The following is a 20,880-nucleotide window of genomic DNA, read 5'->3' on the forward strand; positions in this document are numbered from 1 at the left end:
CAGACCCATCCGAAGCCGACGGCGAAAGCGCCATACACCCCGTCGACCAGAAACTCCCGCCGCTCAAGATGGCGACGACCGGCCTCCAGCACGTGGCGGCCATGTACGCGGGAGTCGTCGCCCCTCCGCTCATCGTGGGCGCGGCGGTCGGCCTCTCCGCGAAGGAACTCACCTTCCTGACCGGCGCCTGTCTGTTCACCGCGGGCCTCGCCACCTTCCTCCAGACGCTCGGCATCTGGAAGATCGGCGCCCGACTGCCCTTCGTCAACGGCGTCACCTTCGCCGGTGTCGCCCCCATGCTCGCGGTCGTCGACTCGACCAAGGACAAGGACGACGCGCTCCCGATCATCTTCGGGGCGGTGATCGTCGCGGGTGTCCTCGGCTTCATCGCGGCCCCCTTCTTCTCCAAGCTGGTGCGCTTCTTCCCGCCGGTGGTGACCGGCACGGTCATCACGCTCATCGGCATCTCGCTCATGCCGGTCGCCTTCGGCTGGGCGCAGGGCCCGGTACCGGGCGCCGACGACTACGGCTCGATGAAGAACCTCGGTCTCGCGGGCCTCACCCTCGTGATCGTCCTGCTCCTGCGCCGCTTCACCACCGGCTTCGTCAAGCAGATCGCCGTGCTCCTCGGCCTCGTCGTCGGCACGGTCATCGCGATCCCGTTCGGCGTTACGGACTTCAGCCCGGTCGGCGACGCGGACATCGTCGGCTTCCCGACGCCGTTCCACTTCGGCGCCCCGCAGTTCGCGGCGGCGGCGATCGTCTCCCTCTGTGTCGTCATGGTCGTCTCGATGACCGAGTCGACGGCCGACATGCTCGCCCTCGGCGAGATCGTGGAGCGCCCCGCCGACGAGAAGACCATCGCGGCCGGTCTGCGCGCCGACACCCTCGGCTCGGCGCTCAGCCCGCTCTTCAACGGCTTCATGTGCAGTGCGTTCGCGCAGAACATCGGCCTGGTCGCGATGACGAAGATCCGCAGCAGGTACGTCGTCGCCGTGGGCGGCGGCTTCCTGGTCCTGATGGGCCTGTGCCCGATGGCCGCCTCGCTCATCGCCGTCGTACCGCGTCCGGTGCTCGGCGGCGCGGGCATCGTCCTCTTCGGTTCGGTGGCGGCGAGCGGCATCCAGACGCTGGTCAAGGCGAACCTGGAGCGTGACAACAACGTCCTGATCGTGGCGGTCTCGCTGGCCGTCGGTCTCATCCCGATCGCGGCGCCGGAGTTCTACCACGCGTTCCCGGAGACGGCGAACATCATCCTCGACTCGGGCATCTCCACCGGCTGTGTCGCGGCGGTCCTGCTCAACCTCGTCTTCAACCACATCGGCAAACGAGGCGAGGACGACGACGTGACCAACCCGATGGAGCCGGGGGGAGAAATCGCTGAACAGAGGGTGCACGAAGGGTCTTCCCCGGCGGGGGCCCACTGACGTAACGTGCGTGACGCCGCCCGCATCGCGGAAGTTACTTTCCAGTCGGACTGATGGTCGGTCCCGCCGCGCGCCTCGTGAACTCCCGCGCGACGGGCCCGACTTCCGGCGTCACGCACACGGAAGAAGCGCCCCCCATGAGTTCTCAGCCCCGCCCCGCCGTCAAGGCCGCACCTGCCGATCCGCCCCCCGAGGTGCACCCCGTCGACGAGATCCTGCCGCCCGGCCGGATGCTCGTCGCCAGCCTCCAGCACGTCGCCTCCATGTACGCGGGCGCCGTCTCGGTCCCGCTGGTCGTGGCCGTCGCCGCCAAGATGTCGCCGGGGGACACGGCCGTACTCATGGGCGGCAGCCTCCTGATGGCGGGCATCGCGACGCTGCTCCAGACCCTCGGGATAGGCAACTTCATCGGCTCGCGCCTGCCCTTCGTCAACGGCGTCTCGTTCGCGGGCGTCGGCGTGATGCTGACGATCATCACGACTCAGGGCGGTGTCGAGGCGGGGATGCCCGTCGTCTTCGGCGCGATCATCGTCTCCAGCCTCTTCGGTTTCCTGGTCAGCTCGTACTTCTCACGCCTGGTCCGCTTCTTCCCGCCGGTGGTGACGGGCTCGGTCATCACCCTGATCGGCGTCTCGCTCATCCCCGTCGCGTACGACTGGATCGTGGACGACTCGCCGTCCGGCACCCCCCAGCCGGGCAGCATCGGCCTCGCGGGCGCGACGGTCCTGATGATGCTCCTGCTCCAGCGCTTCACGAGCGGCTTCCTCAAGCAGATCAGCATGCTCTTCGCGATGGTCTTCGGTACGTTGCTCGCGATCCCGATGGGCCTCGCCGACTTCTCCAAGCTGGACGACGCGGCCCTGGTGGGCATCCCCTCGCCCCTCCACTTCGGCGCACCGCAGTTCAACGTCCCCGCCATCATCTCGATGTGCGTCGTGATGCTGGTGATCCTCACCGAGTCGACCGCCGACATGATCGCCCTCGGGAAGATCGTCGACAAGGAGGTCGACGAGAAGACCATCGCCCGAGGCCTGCGCGCCGACGCGCTCGGCTCCGCCCTGAGTCCCCTGTTCAACGCCTTCCACGCGAGCGCGTTCGCCCAGAACATCGGCCTGGTCGTCATCTCCAAGGTGCGCAGCCGCTTCGTGGTGGCGCTCAGCGGCGCCATCCTCGTCCTGATCGGCCTCAGCCCCGCGGCGGCGGCGCTGATCTCGGTCGTCCCCATGCCGGTCCTGGCCGCCGTCAGCCTCTTCCTCTTCGGCTCCATCGCGGTCAGCGGCATCCAGACACTGCTCCAGGCGGACCTGCACCGGGGCGACAACGCCCTGATCGTCGTGGTCACCCTCGGCGCGGGCCTGGCCCCCGCGCTCTCGGACGGCTTCTACGACGCGTTCCCCGCTTGGGCGCAGATCGTCCTCGGCTCCGGAATCTCGACGGGCTGTCTGCTGGCGGTGGCGCTGAACCTGGTCTTCAACCACCTGGGCAGCAGGGGGAGTTCACCCGATGCGGAGCCTGTGGTCACGCACTGAGCCGGTGGCTGGTGTGGGGGCCGCGGCACGTTGACGTCGCATACGTGCCGGACGGGTGCCGTACGTTGCTGCTGAACTCGGCAGCATGCCCACACCCGCTACGTCGTCGGCCTCGCCCACGTCCGCCGATGCCCTCTCCGCCCGCCGACGGCGGGGCGGCTGGCCGGCCGTGATCGCCGTGACTCTGGGGATCTTCTCCATCGTCACCACCGAGATCCTGCCGATCGGCCTGCTGGCCCCCATCGGCGGGACCTTCGGCATCTCGGACGGCACGGCAGGACTGATGATGACCCTGCCGGGCATCCTCGCCGCCGTCGCCGCACCGACCGTGACGGTCACGACCGGCCGCGTCGACCGGCGCCGCATGCTCTGCGCCCTGATCCTGCTGCTCGCCCTCGCGAACTTCCTCGCCGCGATCGCGCCCGGGTACTGGCTGATGCTGGTCTCCCGCGTCCTCGTCGGACTCGTCATCGGTGCCTTCTGGTCCATCGGGGCGAGCCTCGCCTCCCGCCTGGTCCCCGAGGCGCAGGCCGGGCGGGCGACGGCCGTAATCTTCTCCGCTGTGCCGTTGGGCTCGGTACTGGGCGTCCCGGCGGGAACCCTCCTGGCCCAACTGGCAGGCTGGCGAGCGGTGTTCACCGTCATGGGCGCCCTGACGCTGGCTGTACTGGCCGCGCTCATGGCATCCCTCCCGCCCCTCCCGCCGGAACAGGTCACGCGGCTGACCGTCCTCCGCGACCTGCTCGGCACGCCCCGCGTCAGGATCGGCCTGACCGCGACCTTCCTCGTCGTGACGGCCCACTTCGCCACGTACACGTACGTCACGCCGTTCCTGGCGCGGGAAACGCATGCGGGCCCGCGCTTGATCACCGTCTTCCTGCTGGCGTACGGAGCTGCGGGCATCGCAGGCAACTTCCTCGCGGGAGCGTGGGCACCCCGCGAGCTGCGCGGCACGTTCGCCACCGCAGCATGCCTGCTCGCCACCGCGACGCTGCTGCTGCCGGTGCTCGGTACGGGAAAGCCGGGCGCGCTCGTCCTGCTCCTGGCCTGGGGGGTGGCGTACGGCGCGGTGCCGGTCTGCTCGCAGAGATGGTTCGTGACGGCGGCACCGGGCACACCCGAGGCCGCGTCGGTCCTGTTCACGTCCTCGTTCCAGGCGACGTTGTCGTTCGGTGCGCTGGCGGGGGGTGTGGTGGTGGACGCGGGGTCCACCACCGTGGTCATGACGCTCGGCGGGATCGTCGGGACCCTGGCGGTGGCGGTGGTGCTCAGGCCGCCGCGGCGGGCGCCCGGTCCGTCGCGAGCTTGACCGCCAGCGCGCCGAGCACCGTACCCATCACGTATCGCTGCACCCGCAGCCAAGTAGGGCGGCGGGAGAGGAATACCGCGATCGTGCCTGCGGCCATGACTATGGCGAGGTTCACGGCCAGGCTGATGGAGATCTGGATGCCGCCCAGCACGAAGCCCTGGAGGAGGGTGTGGCCGGACTCCGGGGTGATGAACTGCGGGATGAGCGAGACGTACATGATGGCGACCTTCGGGTTCAGGAGGTTCGTGAGCACTCCCATGGAGAACAGCCGCCGGGGCGAGTCGGGGGTCAGCTCCTGGTGGGCGAAGACGGATGTGCCGCCCGGCTTGAGCGCCTTCCAGGCCAGCCACGCCAGGTAGGCCGCCCCTGCCAGCTTCACCGCCACGTACAGCTGGGGGACGGCGAGGAAGACCAGGGACAGGCCCAGGTTGGCCGCCGTCAGGTAGATGAGGAAGCCGACGGCGACCCCGGCCAGGGAGATCGCTCCGGCCCGCCTGCCCTGGGTGATGCTCCGCGAGACGAGGTACATCATGTTGGGGCCGGGTGTGAGGACCATGCCGAGAGACACGACTGCGACGCCGAGGAACGCGTTCATTCCGATCATGCGGCAAGGATCGGACGGCGGTACCGTCCAGCACCAGCGAAGAATGCTTCACGCAACGTGTAAGCGTTGCTACATCGGCTGCATGTGCTGTGTCGGCGCGGGGTAACGGAGCCCCGCGCCGACGCGAGCGGCTCAGCCGATGCGGTACGGGTCCCCGTAGACCTTCCACTCCAGCGGAGTGTTCAGGTTCAGGTTGCCCTTGTTCAGGAACACCCGCTGCGCCGTGTCGACGCGGCTGGTGTCCTCGTGCGCCTCCTCCTGCTTCATCGCCCAGACGCGCGCGTCGAGGAAGGCGTTGAGGTAGGTCACCTCGTTGCCGCCCTGGGCCGGCGGCTTGGCCGAGTTGAGGGCGCGCTTGCGGATGTTGCGGAAGCTGGTGCTGTCGCCGCCGTCGCCGTGCATGACGATCGCGTCGTAGTACGCGAACTGCCCGAGGACACCGAGGCCGTCCGCCTTGCCCTGCTTGACGGCCGGGTTGAAGTAGACGCGGTCACGCTCGTCGTTCTGCGCCTTCTGGAACTCGGGGTCCTGGGCGGCCTTCTCCCAGTCACGCTTGTAGTTGGGGTCGAGCCCCTCGTGGGAGTCGGTGCCGTCCACCTCGCGCAGCGCGGGGAGGTACTTGGCGAGGACGTTGCCCGGCTTGCGCTGGGTGTAGAGCTCGACGAGGTCGAGCATGTCGCCGGTGCCCGAACAGAAGCCGATGATCCCGGCGGTGTAGCCGCGGCCGTCGTCGATGTCCTCGCAGTAGCGGTAGTAGTCCTTCCAGTTGAGGTCGGAGTTCTCGGCGCTGCAGACGATCTTCATGGCGATGTCCTTCTTCGCCGGATCGTCGAGTCCGCCCGCCCTGGGGGTGGGAGCGGCGCCTGCCGTCTGGGACGCGATGACCGGGCCCGCGACGAGCGAGGCGCCGAGGAAGGCGAGCAGGGTGCGGCGTGAGGTGTGTATGCGGGGGGTGGGGGCGTGTTGGGGGGTGGGCACGGGACCTCCAAGGTGGGGGAATTCGTCGTTCCGATGACGCTTGGGCTCTTCCGCGTACTGTTAGGAAGGTTTCCTACCAGAGTTTGAGGATGACGTATACCCGTCAAGGGAAGGCGAGTTGGTGATCTTGGAGGTCCCGCCCCGGCCGATTACCGCGTCCCGGTCAGCCGTTCGTGCACCTGAACAGCGATTTTGTACGTGTCTCCGGTCGGCCGGGTGGCCAGGCTCCCCGGGTCACGAATCCAACCGTCCTCCAGGGTGAACCAGTCGATGGCCTTCGGGGCGCGCCCTTCGCCGAGTGCCGCCCGCAGCTCCTTGAAGTACGTTTCCCAGCGCAGCCGGTAGAGCCCGCCGACGAGCCCGGCCCACTCCCGGTTGGCGTAGTCGCGCAGCCCCGCGTCCGCCCCGGAGCGCGTGCCCCACACGGTGAGCAGCGACAGCTGGTCGTACGCGAGTTGGTCCCGCTCCTCGGCGTCCGCGCCCCACGATCGGGCGTCGGCGACCCAACGGCCAAGGAGATGACGGGAGTCGGTGGCGACCAGCTTGTCCAGGAGGTCCATGAGGCCGAGCCAGGTCCGGGTCAGCTCGTCGAAGCGGGCGGTGTCCCGGCCGTCGTACGCCTGCTTGATCCGGGGGAGGAGCACTCGGCTGCGATTGGAGAGGGCCTGGCGCGCCACGTCCAGGAGGTCGCGACGGTAGGCCGTCGAGTGGCGCAATTTGCCTCGTACGTCGATGAGTTCGGTGAGGGCGGGCTCGAAGTCCGCGGGCTCGTACCGCATCGCCTCCGGAGACCAGGCCGCCGCCGACTTCGCCGACAGGTCGGGCCGCGCGCCGAAGAGGCCGTCGGCGCCCTCGGCCCACTCGTCGGCGCGGGTCGTGCCGTACGCGGTGCGGCGAAGGATGTCCCAGGCGGCCGCCGCGTGCGGGTCGGCCGCGCCGTAGCGGGACATGGACCAGTCGGCGAACCAGGCGTCCAGGTCCAATTCGCCGGTGCACCAGGCCAGTTCGGAGAAGAGCTCGAAAGCGGCCGGGTTGTTGTCGGCCGCCTCCGGCATCAGCGAGATGCCGCGCTGCGTGCTGCCTTCCTTGGTCCGCCACTTCTCGTAGAGCGCCGCCCAGTCGGGGGTGTTGGCGCCGAGAGTCGTGTGTCCGCCGAAGTTCCAGATCGAGCCGAAGGTGTACGGGGTCGCGTTCCAGTCGGACTCGCGGTCGGTGACCTTCGGGAAGCGGTCGGAGAGGCCGTCGACCACCAGCATCCTCGACTTGTCGACGGCGTCGACGATCGCCTTGGGCGGATTGTTCTGCCAGCCCAGGATCACCCAGGTGGCGCCCGGATGCGCGGCCTGGAGCGCCTTCTCGACGGCCTTCGCCGCGGCCGGCACGGGGACGTCGCCCGGCTTGCCGCCCTCGTGGAGGAGGTCCATCTTGTACATCGTGGAGGCGCCGAACAGCTCGTCCTGGGCGCGGTAGAAGGCGGCGGCCACCCGGCCGAAGTGCTCGGTGCGCGGGTCCAGCCAGTCGGGCCGCGTGAAGCCGACCCAGTCGCCCTGCGGCACGGTCGTCGCGCCGGGATTCTTCGTGGTGAAGCCGGGCGGGACCGTGCCGAAGTAGCCGGGGAGGACCGGAGTCATGCCGAGCTCGCGCAGCCGGTCGGCGATGCGGCGGCCCAACGCGGCGCGTCTGTCGACGAGTTGACGTGAGACGGGGTGCGGGAAGGCGGACATGTTCTGGAGCAGCCACCACGGCTGGTGCGCCGGCGCCGGTATCCACTCGCGCAACTCCCGGCCGGAGTAGCCGAACTCCTGGAACACGCGGTGGTAGAGGGCGTCGGCGCCGACGTACACGAGTACTTCGTTGTAGCCGTGCAGCGCGAGCACGTCGATCTCGCGCTCCCAGTACGACCAGTCGTGGTACGCCCCCGTGTAGCCGTCGTTCGTGTCGTTGAGGACGAAGCGGTGCGGGGCGTTGGCGCGTCCGGTCACCGGCTTGTCGAGGCCGGGGAGCCGGTCGGGCAGGTCCAGCTGATCGCCGGCCCAGGTGATGTTCGCGTGCGCGGTGTGCTTCAAGTAATGGCGAAGCCCGGTGAGTTGTACGGAGGGAGACGACCCGGAGACGGTGATGTGCCCGCGCCGCCCGGACACCCGGAAGGCGTCGGCGGGCCCCGCGGTGACGAACGTCAGCTGCTTCCAGTGTCCGGGCAGCAGCCGCCGGGCCGCCTTGAGCGCGGGCGCATCGGAGGCGGGGGCGGGGGCGCCATCGGCGGCGGAGCCGGAACAGGCGACGGCGGCGCCGGTGGTTCCGGCGAGTGCGGTGAGAAAGGTGCGGCGGGCCAGGGGCATGACGTAGGGATACCCTCCCGTTTCGACGCTGCTCGGGCGGACGCCCGGGCGATGCTGGACGGCGCACACGATGAACGGCCCGCGGACCATGGTCAAGACGGGGTGCCGGGAGCGGGCTGCCCGTGAACGGCGCTCAGAGTGCCGTGAGGGCCCACCCGCACCGCCGGTGAGGTCGGCGCACCCCCGTCCGCCTGCACCGCCGGTGAGGTGGGCGCACCCCCGTCCGCCTGCACCGCCGGTGAGGTGGGCGCACCCCCGTCCACCCGCACCGCCGGTGACATCGGCGGGCCCCGCCCTCCCGCACCGCCCCCGGCGGCCGACGCCCCGGTGCTAGCGTCGGCGGATGACCGCACCGCTGCCCGGCAGACCGACCCGCGCCTCCACCACCGGACGGCCCCTGATGGCCGCCCTCGATCTGTTCGGGCGGCGCTGGAGTCTGCGGATCGTCTGGGAGCTGCGGACCGAGCCGCTGGGGTTCCGGGCGTTGCAGGAGCGGTGCGATGCCATGTCGTCCAGCGTGCTGCGCCAGCGCCTGACCGAACTGCTCGAAGCGCGGCTCGTGCGGCAACTGCCCGACAGCTCCTACGCCTTGACCGCGCTCGGCCGCGAGGCCCATCAGGCCCTGCGCCCCCTGGACGCGTGGGCCGAGCGCTGGGCCACGGAGGTCAGCGCCGACTCGGCAGAGGGTCTGCGCTGAGCGCTTCGCGCATCCGGTGGACCGCTGCCGTCAGCGCGGCGAGCGGCCGGATCAGCAGCGTCGCCTCCGTCAACCGGCCCTCGGCGTCGAGCTGTTGCACGAGGGCCCCGTACACGGTCTCCTCGCCCACGCCGGCGGTGAAGGTCGTCACGGAGTGCTGCTCCTGCCCGCGCTCGGTCAAGTACCGCAGCGGTTCGATCCCCGTCAGGCACTCCCCGATCTTCGGGAGCAGGTGCCCCACGTCGTCCCGCCCGCTGTAGTCGGCGACAGGGCTGTGGAAGACGACGTCCCGCGCGAGCAGGAGTCGGGTCCGGTCGGGTGCGCCGGGCGCCAGTACGTCACGTACGTCGAGGCTCATCGGTATCGCTCCTCCTGACTGCTTCGGTTTCCGAAGCGCTTCGTCGAGCGTAGCCCAGTCGGCCGGGCTCTGTCCGGCACTCGCGGGCGAGAGTCGCCGACGAGCCGAGTCATCGGAGCGATGTCGCCAGTTCGCGCCAACTTCAGCACCGCTGGTGTCAGTTGGAGTCATTGACATCCGATGTATTCAACCCTACGTTCCCGAGCGACCCCTCAACCTCAGGGAGCCGCCCCCATGCGCACACAGCTCAGCCGTACCCGGCGAAGAGTCGCCGGGATCGCTCTGCTCCTCGCCTCGGCCCTCGCCGCGACCGCCGTCCCCGCGGCGGTCGCGGCCCCGACGGAACCCCCCGCGACCGCTGCCGCGACGGACTCGATGGCCTCGACGGCCGAGCGGTCCGCGCCGCCCACCGGCCCCGGAACCGGCCCCGGAACCGGCCCCGGAACCGGCCCCGGAACCGACCACGCCACCGACGACCCCTTCACCGCCGACCGCACCAACTGGTTCCGGCAGGACCGCTTCGGCATGTTCATCCACTTCGGCGCGTACTCCAACCTGGAGGGCGAGTACAAGAAGGCCGACGGCTCCGCGTGCCGTGACGCCGAGTGGATCCAGCGCCAGTGCGACATCCCGAAGGCGGAGTACGAGAAGCAGGCCGCGACGTTCAACCCGGCCGACTTCGACGCCAAAGCCGTGGTGAAGGCGGCCAAGGACGCCGGGATGCGCTACATCGTCATCACCTCGAAGCACCACGAGGGGTACGCGATGTGGCCCACGAAGGTCAACGACTGGAACCTGCGCGACCACTCCTCCTTCGACAAGAAGCGCGACATCCTCGCCGAGTTGAAGAAGGCCTCCGACGACGCGGGCATCAAGCTCGGCTTCTACTACTCGATCTGGGACTGGCACGACCCGGACTTCCCCGACCCGGCCACGTTCCCCAAGTACGAGAAGCGGATGCGCGCCCAGCTCAAGGAGCTGGTCGACACCTATGACCCGGCGCTGCTCTGGTTCGACGGCGAGTGGGACACGGACAAGCCCAACAACCCCTGGACGGCGAAGGGCGGCGAGAAGCTGGAGGCCTACCTCCGCGACCTCGACCCGGACCTGGTCATCAACAACCGCGTCGGCAAGCGCCGCGTGGTCGACGGCGACTACGGCACCCCCGAGCAGGAGATCCCCGGCGCCCCGGTCGACGGCCAGCTCTGGGAGTCCTGCATGACGCTCAACGGCCACTGGGGCTTCGCGCGCTACGACACCGACTGGAAGTCGTCCTCCACCCTGGTCAAGAACCTCCTCTCCACGACCTCCCGCAGCGGCAACTACCTCCTGAACGTCGGCCCCGACGCCCGCGGCCGTGTCCCGCAGCCCTCCGTCGACCGCCTGAAGCAGATGGGCGACTGGCTGCGTACGGCGGGCCAGGGGGACGCGGTGTTCGGCGCCCGCTACGGCGGACTCGTCGAGGAGCCCTCCTGGGGCTCGGTCAGCCGCAAGGGCGACAAGCTGTACGCGGCGGTCACCCAGTGGCCCGCGCCCGGAGCCGCCCTGCACCTGAAGGCACGTACGGACTTCGAGGTCACGTCGGCGCGGGTGCTCGGCAGCAGCCAGAAGGTGACGGTCACGGAGGCGGGCGACGGCATCGACGTGAAGCCGTCCGGCGCCGCGACCAACGACACCGCCACGGTCGTCGAGCTGACGGTGGACCCTGGCCCGACGGCCCGCCCCGGCAGGGGCAAGGGCCTGAAGCAGGAGGTCTTCGACAACGCGGACCTGACCGGAACGCCGAAGATCACGCGCACCGACGCCACTCTCAACCACGCCTGGAAGTACGAGGGTTCACCGGCCGCGAGCATCCCCTCCGACAAGTTCGGCGTCCGCTGGACCGGAAAGCTGGAGCCGCGCCGCTCGGAGACGTACACCCTGACGACCGTCTCGGACGACATGGCGCGGGTGTGGATCGACGGCAAGCTGGTCATCGACTCCTGGACACCGCACGAGCCGAAGATCGACAAGGCGCGGGTCGCCCTCACCGCGGGGAAGCGGCACTCCATCAAGGTCGAGTACGCGGAACAGACCGGCGAGGCGCACATGAAACTGCTCTGGTCCAGCCCCGGACAGGAGCAGCAGATCGTGCCCGCGACCCAGTTGTACGCGCGCTGAGCGGCCCGCGGGGCTGCTGCTGAGCTAATACGTCCGCTGACCGGACCGGGTCCCAAGTCCTCCGGAATCAGGACTTGGGACCCTGCCGGTGAGGACCAATGGCGGGCATTTTCCGTTCTCCGGAATGGGCAGTGTTGATCGTCGCCCAGCTGGGCAGACGTCCGAATGTCGATGTACCGGCCACCCAGGTCGGTCCTTCGGTGCACGCCCATCGCCGACCAGAGAGTGACTGCCCCGTGAGTGCCCCCGAAGCCCCCGAATCACCAGTCCCAGCTCCGGAGGCCATGGCCCGGCACCGCGCCCTCTTCCGCGCGATACACCGCAGGAAGAACCCGCGCCTGCGCCAGTCGGACATCACCGTCACCGAAGAAGCCCAGGTCAAGCGCGCGGTGAAGGCGACCGCCCTCGGCAACGCCATGGAGTGGTACGACTTCGGCGTCTACGCCTACCTCGCGGTGATCATCGGCAAGGAGTTCTTCCCCTCCGGCAACGACACCGCGCAGACCCTCTCCTCCCTGGCCACCTTCGCCGCCGCCTTCCTGGTGCGCCCCATCGGCGGCATGTTCTTCGGCCCCCTCGGCGACCGGGTCGGCCGCAAGAAGATCCTCGCGCTGACCATGATCATGATGTCGACGGCGACCCTGGCGATCGGCCTGATCCCCAGCTACGCCACCATCGGCGTCTGGGCCCCCGTCCTCCTCGTCCTCTGCCGCATGGTGCAGGGCTTCTCGACGGGCGGCGAGTACGGCGGCGCCGCGACCTTCATCGCCGAGTACGCGCCCGACAAACGCCGCGGATTCTGGGGTTCCTTCCTGGAGTTCGGCACCCTGATCGGCTACACCGTCGCCGCGGTCCTCGTCACCTCCCTCACCATGTGGCTCAGCGACGACGCCATGCAGTCCTGGGGCTGGCGCATCCCGTTCCTGGTGGCGGCGCCGCTCGGCCTCATCGGCCTCTACCTGCGGCTGAAGCTCGACGAGTCGCCCGCCTTCCAGAAGATGGCGGAGGCGGAGAGCGGACCTGCCGCCGAACGCCAGAAGAAGTCCTTCAAGGACTCCTTCTTCGGCCAGTGGCGGGCGATGCTGCTCTGCATCGCGCTGGTGGCCGCGTTCAACATCACCGACTACATGCTTCTGTCGTACATGCCGACGTATCTGACGCAGCTCGGCTTCGGCGAGACCGGCGGCCTGATGTCCATCGTGGTCGTCATGCTGATCCTGATGGCGCTCATCAACTCGGTCGGCCGCCTCTCCGACCGCATCGGCCGCAAGCCGGTCCTGATGGCGGGCTCGGTGGGCTTCTTCGTCCTGGCCCTGCCGGCCTTCCTCCTCATCAAGCAGGGCGGCACGGTCGCGGTCTTCACCGGCCTGCTCATCCTCGGCCTGGCCCTGGTCTGCTACCTGGGCGTCATGTCCTCCTCGCTCCCGGCCCTCTTCCCCACGGACGTCCGCTACGGCTCGCTGTCCATCGGCTTCAACGTCTCGGTCTCGCTCTTCGGCGGTACGACACCGCTGGTGGTCGCGGGGCTGATCGGCCTGACCGGCAACGACCTGATGCCCGCGTTCTACACGATGCTGGCGGGCCTCGTCGGCATCATCGCGGTGGCCACGATGAAGGAGACGGCCCGCCAGCCCCTGGAGGGCTCCCCGCCCTCGGTTGCGACGGACGAGGAGGCGCGGGAGCTGGTGGCGGCACAGCGGGCCTGACCGCTCGGCCGCACCGACCCTCCAAGACAATTGCGGACGGCGCCGGGGTCAGTCGCAGAGGCGGTGTGTGGTGACGGAGCCGCCCGCGTTCTCGTCGTCCGTGCCGAGGGCCGCGAGGGGTGATTTCGGGAGGCAGTGCAGCGCCTCGATCTTGTGGCCTTCGAACTTCTTCAGGAGCTCGGGCGACTTGTCGACCGACAGCCGCACCTTGCCCGCGGAGTTGACAAAGAGCCTGCCCGCGTCACTCACGGCGGAGTCGAACGGTCCGTCGTCCCCGGCGTCGGACGCCGAACTCACCAGCAGGCGGCCCGACTTGGTCACCTCGATGTCCGAGGCGTGGCGGACGTCCTCCTTCGGGTAGGGCGCGCGGAGGGTCGCCTTCTGCACCGCGCCGAACTTCGACTCACCGTAGGAATTGATCGAGAACGGCGCCGCGTACAGCGTCGCGGGGCGGTCGGCGCCCGCGCCCCGGTCCGCCCAGATCGCCGCGGTCTTCCCGTGCCGCGAGGTCAGGGCGAAGCTCTCGAAGTCGTCGCCCGTGCCGATCGCGGGCAGCGGCGCGATGTCAAGGACCTGCACGGCCTCCCCGGCGTCCATCAGCTTGAGGTGGTAGGCGAGCCCGCGGCTCGCCACGGCCACGTACTCGTCGGACGTGCCCGGCACCGCGTCGATCGCCTCCAGGTCGATGGGCTCGGCGCCGCCCTGCCAGGTGACCGGCGTGGCCACGGCTGCCTGGCCGGGGCGGTAGGTGACCTCGGCGATGCGGTTCTCGCCGGGGCGCTTGTTGTCGCGTACGACGAGGGCGTGCAGAGCGTCACCCGAACGCGAGGTGACGGCGAGGCCGCTGATGCCTGATTTGATGTCGCCCCCGACCTGCTGCCACGGGGCGGCCTTCGGCTGCGCCGAGGACAGGCCGGTGCTGAGCACCACGGCAAGTCCCGCGCCCGTGGCGGCAATTGCGGTCAGGACGGTCTTACGCATGGTCAGGGACCTCTCGCTCGGTGCGTGACGCGCGTAGATTCGCGGCTGGCCGGACCGTAGTGGCCCGGACGCCGTGAGGCAAGGGGGAGTACCTTGACTGGTCTAATCGGCGGTTCGGGCCGCTGGTGCTGGTGCTGATGCCGCCGCCGGTGCGCGGTGCTCCTGCTTTTGCCCGGCGCTCACGGTGGCGCCCGGCCCGCGCTCCGGCCGGAGCAGCGTCGCCGCCAGGGCGATGCCCGCCGCCGCGATGCCCGTGGCCACCCAGAAGGCGAGGCGGTAGCCGTCGGCCGTGGCCGCCACGGCCTGCTCACCGTCCGCGAGCAGGCCCTCCGTGCGGCCGGCCGCCAGCGTGGTCAGGATCGCGAGGCCCAGCGAACCGCCCACCACCTGCGTGGTGTTGAACAGCCCGGAAGCCAGGCCCGAGTCCTCCGGGCGTGCCCCGCTCATCGCGAGCCCCGTCACCGCGGGCATCGCCGCGGCAAACCCGGCGCCGAGCAGCAGCATCGCGGGGAGCACGTCGACGACGTACGAACCGTCGGCGGGCAGGCGGCCGAGGAGTGCGAGGCCCGCGGTGATGAGGACGAGGCCCGCGAGCAGCGAACGGTAGGGGCCGAAGCGGCCGATCAGCCGGGCGGACAGGCCGACCATCAGGACGCCGATGGCGACAGGCGCGGGCAGGAAGGCGAAGCCGGTCTTCAACTCGCCGTAGCCGAGGACCCGTTGGAAGTAGAGCGCGCCGATGTACTGGAAGCCGTACATCCCGGCGATCATCAGGATCTGCACGGCGTTGGCGCCGGTCAGGGTGCGCGAGCGGAAGACGCGCAGGCGCAGCAGGGGGCGGGCCGTGCGGGTCTGGCGTACGGCGAAGGCGGCGAACAGGGTGAGGGAGAGCGCGGCGAGCGCGAGCGTGGTGGGTGTCCCGTGCTCGGCGGAGCCGACGATCGTGTAGACGGTGAGCATCAGCGCGCCGGTGATGAGCGCCGCGCCCGGGTAGTCCGCGCCCTCGGCGAGGCCCGTGCCGCGGTCGTTGCCCAGGACGCGGACCGCCGTGACGAGGGCCACGGCTCCGATCGGCAGGTTGATCAGGAAGATCCAGTGCCAGTTGAGCGCCTCGGTGAGCGCGCCGCCCAGGAAGGTACCGAGCGCACCGCCCGCCGCGCCGACCGCGCTGAACACCGCGATGGCCTTGGCCTGTTCGCGCGGCTCGGGGAAGAGGGCCACCAGCATGCCCAGTACGACCGCCGAGGTCATCGCCCCGCCGACGCCCTGCACGGCACGCGCCGCGATCAGCAGGCCCTGGTCGGTGGCGACTCCGCACAGCACGGACGCCGCGGTGAACACGGCGAGACCCGAGACGAACATCCGCTTGCGGCCGATGAGATCACCGAGCCGCCCGGCGAGCAGCAGCAGCCCGCCGAAGGCGATGAGGTAGGCGTTCACGACCCAGGCGAGGCCCGGCGCCGAGAAGCCGAGGTCGCTCTGGATGGCGGGCATGGCGACGGTCACGATGTTGCCGTCGATGATCGTCATCAGGAGTCCCGACGACAGCACGGCGAGCGATGTCCGGCGGGAGCGTGGGGTGGTGGACGGGGTCTGGACCCTGACGTCGGACACGACGAAAACCTCCATGAACTGCATAGGTGCACGACTTGTAACGGGGCTCATCGTGCGTGACCATGGAGGCCGCGAGAAGGAGGAACTTCGATGTCCCAAGGGAACACCGGTGTTACGGCGCAGGTGGTGAACGCGCAGGCGTGCCCGCTGCGCGAAGTTCTTGACAGGGTGGTGGGGAAATGGAGCATCCCGATCCTGGTCGCGGCGGCCCACGGCCCCATCCGCTTCACCGAACTGGAGCGCAGCATCGAGGGCATCAGCCGCCGCATGCTGACCCTGACCCTGCGGAACCTGGAGCGTGACGGACTGGTCACGCGCACGGTGTATCCGACGGTGCCGCCGAAGGTCGAGTACGAACTGACCGAGGTAGCCCAGGAGTTGCACGGCACGCTGCTGACCCTGACGGGGTGGGCGGAGCGGCACCGGGTGACGATCGCGCAATCGCGGGCTGACTATGACGAGAAGCGGGGGCTCGTGGACGCGTAGCCCCCGCCGCTCTGCGTGCGCCGGGGTCGGAACGGGGCCCAGGGCCGGGGTCGTGGCCGGGGCCGGTTACGGCTTGCGGGCCACCGCGCCATAGGCGTCGACCGGCGCAGCGTCCTCGGCTTCGGGGCGCCACCGCGTGACCTGGGAGACGCCGGGATCCACGAGCTCCAGGCCGTCGAAGAAGCCCGCGATCTCCTCGACGTCCCGCACGTGGTACGGGATCGCGCCGCTCTTGTTGTACGCGTCGGACGCCGCGATCATGCCCTCGCTGGTGGCGGTGCTGTCACTGATCACCAGGTAGCTGCCGGACGGCAGGCCCGCCATGAGCCGGGACACCAGGTCGCGCGCCTGCGCGTAATCCGCCACGTGACCCAGGGTGTTGAGGATCATCAGGGCGACCGGCCGGGAGAGGTCGAGCGTCGCGCTCGCGGACCGCAGGATCGCCTCGGGGTCGTAGAGATCGGCGTCGATGTACGCGGTCTCGCCCTCGGGCGTGCTGGTGAGCAGCGCGCGGGCGTGGGCCAGGACGAGCGGGTCGTTGTCGACGTACACGATCCGTGCGTCCGGGGCCGCGCGCTGGGCGACCTCGTGCGTGTTGTCGGCGGTCGGCAGGCCCGTGCCGATGTCCAGGAACTGGCGGATGCCCTGCTCCGTCACCAGGTGCCGGACCGCGCGGCCGAGGAAGTGCCGGCTCAGGAGCGCCACGTCGACCAGGCCGGGGAAGATCTCCTTGATGTGGTCGCCGAGTTCGCGGTCCTTCTCGTAGTTGTCCTTGCCGCCCACGAAGTAGTTCCAGAAGCGCGCGGAGTGCGGTGTGCTGGTGTCGATGCGCGCGCGTATGTCCGCGGCGGCGTCGGCTTGGGGGTCGCGGTCCGACACGGGGGCCTCCTGTAGGTGAGCGGTCCTGCTCGGTACTTGAAAGTCGGTACTTGAAAGAACGATCACCCGTCAATCTAGTTCCCGTGGCGATCCGGTTTCCGGTCGTTCCCGTTCCCGTGGGCCGGTCGGCGGCCTGTCAGAGGCCGGTCAGAGGCCGATCAGGGTCGGGTCGTCGGCGAGCGCCCTGAAGTACTCGCGGGGATCCGCCACCATCTGCCGTTCGGTGAGGTCCAGGAGGCCGCCGACGGCGTGCAGTTCGGCGGCCGTGGTGCCGTCCGTCTTGCGGATCACCTGCTCGATGCGGAACGTCTTGCGCTCGCCCCACAGGAACACGCAGGTCACCTCCACCTCGTCCCCCGCGCGCAGCTCGCTGAAGTAGCGGATGGTGTTCTCCAGGGCGACGGGACCGACCCCCTTGGCGAGCAGATCGGCCTGGTCGATGCCCGCCGCGCGCAGCACCGACCAGCGGGCGTGCTCGGCGTACTGCAGATAGACGGCCTGGTTGAGGTGGCCCTGCGAGTCCGTCTCGTACCCACGGACACCGATGCTCACGTAGAACTGCTCCGGCTGCTTTGCCTGCTCCGACACGACATTCCCTTCACACCACAATGGTTCTGTACGGTCACTTCGCCTCACCCGCTAGCTCCTGCGCGGAGAGGCCAGGAGATAGCGCACGCCGTGCGGCCGCTCGGCGTGTTCACCGACCTGCCAGCCCGCCGCCTCCAGCGCGCTCGCGCACGCCCGCAGCCCGTCCGGCGCCGCATCGCGCACGGCGACGGCCTCGGGCTGCGGGGTGTCACCCACCCGGTAGCCGTCGGGCCCCGGCGTGCGGCCGGCCGACTCCAGGGCGAGCGCGGCGGCCTGCACCAGATGCGTCCGCTCCCAGGCGCAGGGGCGGTCCCGCGCGCCGTCCGGATTGGTCATGCGGCGCATCTCCAGGAGCCCTTCCCAGGCACTGCGTACATCGCGTGCGCGGGCCGGGCTCCCGGCTCCGGGCGGCGGTATGGGCTCGGCGCCGGTGCGGGCGGCGAAGAGGCCGGAGGGAGCGGGGGCGGCCGGGGGAGGGGCCGGGACCTCGGCGGTGGGAGCGCTCGCCGCGCCGTCCCCCGCTGTGTCTTCCCGCGCGGCGGCTTCCCGTAAGCGATGGCCCGTGGGCGTCAGGAAATAGGCGTGCGGCGGACGGGGGTGCCGGAAGGCGAGGCGGTGGCGCACGAGTCCCGCCAGCTGTGCCTCGCTCCCGGCAAGACGGCCCGTCGCCGGGTCCGCGGCCTCGATGATCCGCCGCTGAGCGGTCGTCGGAGGCTTCGCCATGAGCCCACCCCTTCCCCAGGTCCACTTCGCCTGGTTCCGATAGTGCCTCGTGCCACTGACAACGGCCGCGCGACCCCGGCTACCGCTGGACGAAGACTCAGCGAACCGTTCCCGTGGCGAGGTCGACGACCTTCTCGGCGACGAGTTCCAGCGTGCGCCGGTCGTCGTCGGCGGTGCCGCGCTCGTCGGGCGTGCCGGGGTAGGTGTCGAGCAGGACGTCCGTGGCCCCGAGCCCGGCGAGCGCCTCCAGGTCGGCGCGGAGCTGGTCGACGCTGCCGTGCCCCAGGGGGCGCTGTGCCGTGTCGGGCTGCGGGGTGAGCCGCAGCTGGAGGCGGGGCACGAGGTCGGGCGCGGGACGTCCGGCGGCTTCGGCCTCCGCCGCGATCAGGGGCAGCGCCGTCCGCACGGCTTCGAGCGTCGGCATGAACGGGTGCCAGCCCTCGCCGAGGCGGGCCGCGCGGCGCTGGGCCGCGGGGGAGTTGCCGCCGACCCAGACGGGCAGGCGCGTCGCCGGAGCGGGAGCGTTGCGGATGCCTTCGTAGGCGACGTACCGGCCCTGGAACGAGGTGGTCTCCTCGCTCCACGCGGCACGGATCGCCGTCAGGTACTCGTCCGTGATCGCGCCGCGCTCCTCGAAGGGGACGCCGAGCGCCTCGTACTCCGCGCGGGACCAGCCGACACCGGCGCCCAGGATGAAGCCCGCTTCGTTGAGCTGGTCGATGTTGGCGGCGAGGCGGGCGGTCTGGAGCGGGTGGCGGTAGGGGATCACGGTGATCGTCGTGCCGAGCCGCAGCCCCGGTACGCGGCCCGCGAGATGCGCGGCGAGCACGAACTGGTCGTAGAACGGGGCCGGATAGACCGCGTGCACGTCCGGGGTGACCGTGATGTGGTCGGAGATCATCGCGAAGCCGAATCCGATGTCGCGGGCATCGGTCGCCTGGCGGACGAGGGAGTCGGGGGTGGTGCCGGAGCCGAAGTTGAGGAGGTTCACGCCGTATCGCATGACCCCAAGTTTTGATGATCTTGGGGGCGCGTGTCGAACCGGGGTCCTGGCCCGGACCGGGGTCCTGGCCCGGACCGGGGTCCTGGCCCGGACCGGGCCGACCGGGGGAGACCGGCCGGCCCGAACGTCCGCTACTTGCTCATCGCGAAGCGCATCAGGGCCTGCTCGTCGCCCTGCTTGATCTTCCCGGTCTCGTTGATGACCTGGAGCTTCCAGGCGCCGCCTTCACGGACCGCCTTGGCCACGGCGCAGCCGTTGTCGTTGGTGAGCAGGCTCGGCCAGATGTCGGCGACCTGCTGGGTGCTGCCGCCCGTGGCGTCGTACACCTTGAAGCTGATGTTGCGCGCGTTCTGGAAGGCGCTGCGCTTCTTGTACGCGGCGGCGACGAACACGATGGACGTGATGTTGTCCGGCACGCGCTCGAACTCGACGGTCACCGTCTCGTCGTCGCCGTCACCCTTGCCGGTCTGGTTGTCCCCGCTGTGCACCAGCGAGCCGTTGCCCAGCGGGTCGAGGGAGTCGAGACCGGCGAGGCGCACCGGGTCCGCCCCGGCCATCGCGATGGCGATCAGGTCGAGGTCGGTGCCGGCCTTCTGGCGGAGCTTGCCCAACACCCCACCGCTGCTGCCGACCGTGGGGTCCCAGGACACTCCTATGGACAGACGGGTCACTCCGCCGAGATCCGCCGGTCCGTCTTCCTTCTTGAGCGTGATCATTCGTGATCCTTCTTGGTGGTGAGAGTGCTATATGGGACAGAGTGTGCCTGGTTTTACGGACGGATGTTCCAGCTCGCCACCACCGGGCGGCCGTGCTCCGTGCTGAGGCGGCAGACCGTCCCGGTCGCCAGCTGGAACAACGCCCCGCCCGAAACCGGCAGTCCCAGGCGCCGGGCCGTCAGGACCCGCAGGAAATGGGAGTGCGCGAAGAGGACCACGCTGCCCTCGTAGTTGGCGAGAGCGGCGTCGACCTTGGCCAGCATCCTGTCGGCCCGGTCGCCGATCTGCTCCGGGCTCTCACCGGGGTGCTCGGCGGGGCCCGGGGCCACTCCGTCCGAGAACAGGTACCAGTCGGGGCGGGTGCGGTGGATCTCCACCGTCGTGATCCCTTCGTACGCCCCGTAGTCCCACTCGCTCAGGTCGGGGTCGACCCGCGCCTGGGGGAATCCCGCGAGCCGCGCCGTGTCCCGGGCCCGCTCCCGGGGGCTCACGAACGCCGCGCCGATGCGGAACCTGCCGATCAGCGGTGCGATCCCCTGCGCCTGCTCCTTGCCGTTCTCGGTCAGCGGGATCTCCGTCCAGCTGGTGTGCTGCCCGGTCAGGGACCACTGGGTCTCGCCGTGCCGGACGAGGAGCAGGTCACCCATGGTGCACAACTTCCTGTTCTGTCGGTGGTGGGCGCACCGGCAGGACCCCGACGGCCCCCCCCCCCAGTAAATACCCCCCCCGGGCCCGCCCCGGCGCATAAAAAAAAAAAACAACACACAACACGCCCACCACAGC

At 70.1% G+C, this 20,880-nt stretch carries 19 protein-coding genes; 7 read left to right on the top strand and 12 right to left on the bottom strand.

All coding sequences use genetic code 11. The annotated features are described in order from the left end of the window. The first annotated feature begins 68 nt into the window (after positions 1 to 68). The 3 genes from ACFUPX_RS31675 to ACFUPX_RS31685 all read left to right on the top strand — a co-directional run bounded on the left by ACFUPX_RS31675 (position 69) and on the right by ACFUPX_RS31685 (position 4,265). Positions 69 to 1,427, top strand: a complete 1,359-nt coding sequence (locus ACFUPX_RS31675) for a nucleobase:cation symporter-2 family protein (RefSeq protein WP_383330450.1) — start codon at positions 69 to 71, stop codon at positions 1,425 to 1,427. A gap of 137 nt (positions 1,428 to 1,564) precedes the next feature. Further along, positions 1,565 to 2,956 carry a nucleobase:cation symporter-2 family protein gene (locus ACFUPX_RS31680; RefSeq protein WP_383330403.1) on the top strand — a complete coding sequence of 464 codons (1,392 nt, stop codon included), beginning with the start codon at positions 1,565 to 1,567 and terminating at the stop codon, positions 2,954 to 2,956. 85 nt (positions 2,957 to 3,041) lie between these two features. Next, on the top strand, positions 3,042 to 4,265 hold the full coding sequence (locus ACFUPX_RS31685) for an MFS transporter (protein ID WP_383330406.1): 1,224 nt from the start codon (positions 3,042 to 3,044) through the stop codon (positions 4,263 to 4,265). Here ACFUPX_RS31685 and ACFUPX_RS31690 read toward each other — a convergent pair. The 3 genes from ACFUPX_RS31690 to ACFUPX_RS31700 form a co-directional block, all read right to left on the bottom strand. Then, positions 4,225 to 4,869: a LysE family translocator gene (locus tag ACFUPX_RS31690; protein ID WP_383330409.1), complete on the bottom strand. Its 645-nt coding sequence runs from the start codon at positions 4,867 to 4,869 to the stop codon at positions 4,225 to 4,227. The two genes, ACFUPX_RS31685 and ACFUPX_RS31690, sit on opposite strands and share 41 nt — an antisense overlap. Before the next feature lie 132 nt (positions 4,870 to 5,001). Next, positions 5,002 to 5,847: a chitosanase gene (locus ACFUPX_RS31695; RefSeq protein WP_383330412.1), complete on the bottom strand. Its 846-nt coding sequence runs from the start codon at positions 5,845 to 5,847 to the stop codon at positions 5,002 to 5,004. A 149-nt stretch (positions 5,848 to 5,996) separates the two neighbouring features. Continuing rightward, positions 5,997 to 8,186: an alpha-N-acetylglucosaminidase gene (locus ACFUPX_RS31700; protein WP_383330415.1), complete on the bottom strand. Its 2,190-nt coding sequence runs from the start codon at positions 8,184 to 8,186 to the stop codon at positions 5,997 to 5,999. Positions 8,187 to 8,529: 343 nt separating this feature from the next. On the opposite strand from ACFUPX_RS31700, the gene ACFUPX_RS31705 reads away from it, so the two are divergent. Then, positions 8,530 to 8,883: a winged helix-turn-helix transcriptional regulator gene (locus ACFUPX_RS31705; protein ID WP_383330417.1), complete on the top strand. Its 354-nt coding sequence runs from the start codon at positions 8,530 to 8,532 to the stop codon at positions 8,881 to 8,883. Here the strand turns inward: ACFUPX_RS31705 and ACFUPX_RS31710 are convergent. Beyond that, positions 8,852 to 9,241 (bottom strand): hypothetical protein, encoded by a 390-nt coding sequence (locus ACFUPX_RS31710; RefSeq protein ID WP_383330420.1) that lies wholly within the window; start codon positions 9,239 to 9,241, stop codon positions 8,852 to 8,854. The two genes, ACFUPX_RS31705 and ACFUPX_RS31710, sit on opposite strands and share 32 nt — an antisense overlap. Before the next feature lie 234 nt (positions 9,242 to 9,475). On the opposite strand from ACFUPX_RS31710, the gene ACFUPX_RS31715 reads away from it, so the two are divergent. Both ACFUPX_RS31715 and proP read left to right on the top strand, forming a co-directional pair. Next, positions 9,476 to 11,401 carry an alpha-L-fucosidase gene (locus ACFUPX_RS31715; RefSeq protein ID WP_383330423.1) on the top strand — a complete coding sequence of 642 codons (1,926 nt, stop codon included), beginning with the start codon at positions 9,476 to 9,478 and terminating at the stop codon, positions 11,399 to 11,401. Between the two features lie 284 nt (positions 11,402 to 11,685). Further along, positions 11,686 to 13,107 carry a glycine betaine/L-proline transporter ProP gene (proP, locus tag ACFUPX_RS31720; RefSeq protein ID WP_383330453.1) on the top strand — a complete coding sequence of 474 codons (1,422 nt, stop codon included), beginning with the start codon at positions 11,686 to 11,688 and terminating at the stop codon, positions 13,105 to 13,107. A gap of 48 nt (positions 13,108 to 13,155) precedes the next feature. Here proP and ACFUPX_RS31725 read toward each other — a convergent pair whose 3' ends face one another. Together ACFUPX_RS31725 and ACFUPX_RS31730 are read right to left on the bottom strand one after the other, a co-directional pair. Beyond that, entirely contained in the window at positions 13,156 to 14,088 is a 933-nt protein-coding gene (locus tag ACFUPX_RS31725; protein ID WP_383330426.1) for a hypothetical protein, read from the bottom strand. Positions 14,089 to 14,190: 102 nt separating this feature from the next. After that, positions 14,191 to 15,618, bottom strand: a complete 1,428-nt coding sequence (locus tag ACFUPX_RS31730) for an MFS transporter (protein WP_383330456.1) — start codon at positions 15,616 to 15,618, stop codon at positions 14,191 to 14,193. 174 nt (positions 15,619 to 15,792) lie between these two features. On the opposite strand from ACFUPX_RS31730, the gene ACFUPX_RS31735 reads away from it, so the two are divergent. Then, positions 15,793 to 16,188, top strand: a complete 396-nt coding sequence (locus ACFUPX_RS31735) for a winged helix-turn-helix transcriptional regulator (RefSeq protein WP_383330429.1) — start codon at positions 15,793 to 15,795, stop codon at positions 16,186 to 16,188. Positions 16,189 to 16,254: 66 nt separating this feature from the next. Here the strand turns inward: ACFUPX_RS31735 and ACFUPX_RS31740 are convergent, their stop codons facing one another. The 6 genes from ACFUPX_RS31740 to ACFUPX_RS31765 form a co-directional block, all read right to left on the bottom strand. Further along, positions 16,255 to 17,067, bottom strand: a complete 813-nt coding sequence (locus tag ACFUPX_RS31740; protein WP_383330432.1) for an SAM-dependent methyltransferase — start codon at positions 17,065 to 17,067, stop codon at positions 16,255 to 16,257. Positions 17,068 to 17,214: 147 nt separating this feature from the next. Beyond that, complete coding sequence (locus tag ACFUPX_RS31745) at positions 17,215 to 17,655, bottom strand: acyl-CoA thioesterase (RefSeq protein ID WP_383330435.1); 441 nt, start codon at positions 17,653 to 17,655, stop codon at positions 17,215 to 17,217. Between the two features lie 51 nt (positions 17,656 to 17,706). Beyond that, complete coding sequence (locus tag ACFUPX_RS31750) at positions 17,707 to 18,378, bottom strand: hypothetical protein (RefSeq protein ID WP_383330437.1); 672 nt, start codon at positions 18,376 to 18,378, stop codon at positions 17,707 to 17,709. 97 nt (positions 18,379 to 18,475) lie between these two features. After that, complete coding sequence (locus ACFUPX_RS31755) at positions 18,476 to 19,381, bottom strand: TIGR03619 family F420-dependent LLM class oxidoreductase (protein ID WP_383330440.1); 906 nt, start codon at positions 19,379 to 19,381, stop codon at positions 18,476 to 18,478. Between the two features lie 131 nt (positions 19,382 to 19,512). Continuing rightward, positions 19,513 to 20,097 (bottom strand): TerD family protein, encoded by a 585-nt coding sequence (locus tag ACFUPX_RS31760; protein WP_363209647.1) that lies wholly within the window; start codon positions 20,095 to 20,097, stop codon positions 19,513 to 19,515. Positions 20,098 to 20,150: 53 nt separating this feature from the next. After that, on the bottom strand, positions 20,151 to 20,744 hold the full coding sequence (locus ACFUPX_RS31765; protein ID WP_383330444.1) for a histidine phosphatase family protein: 594 nt from the start codon (positions 20,742 to 20,744) through the stop codon (positions 20,151 to 20,153). Positions 20,745 to 20,880: the final 136 nt, after the last annotated feature.

It is taken from the genome of Streptomyces sp. NPDC057302 (assembly GCF_042667685.1).
Classification (GTDB): Bacteria; Actinomycetota; Actinomycetes; order Streptomycetales; family Streptomycetaceae; genus Streptomyces.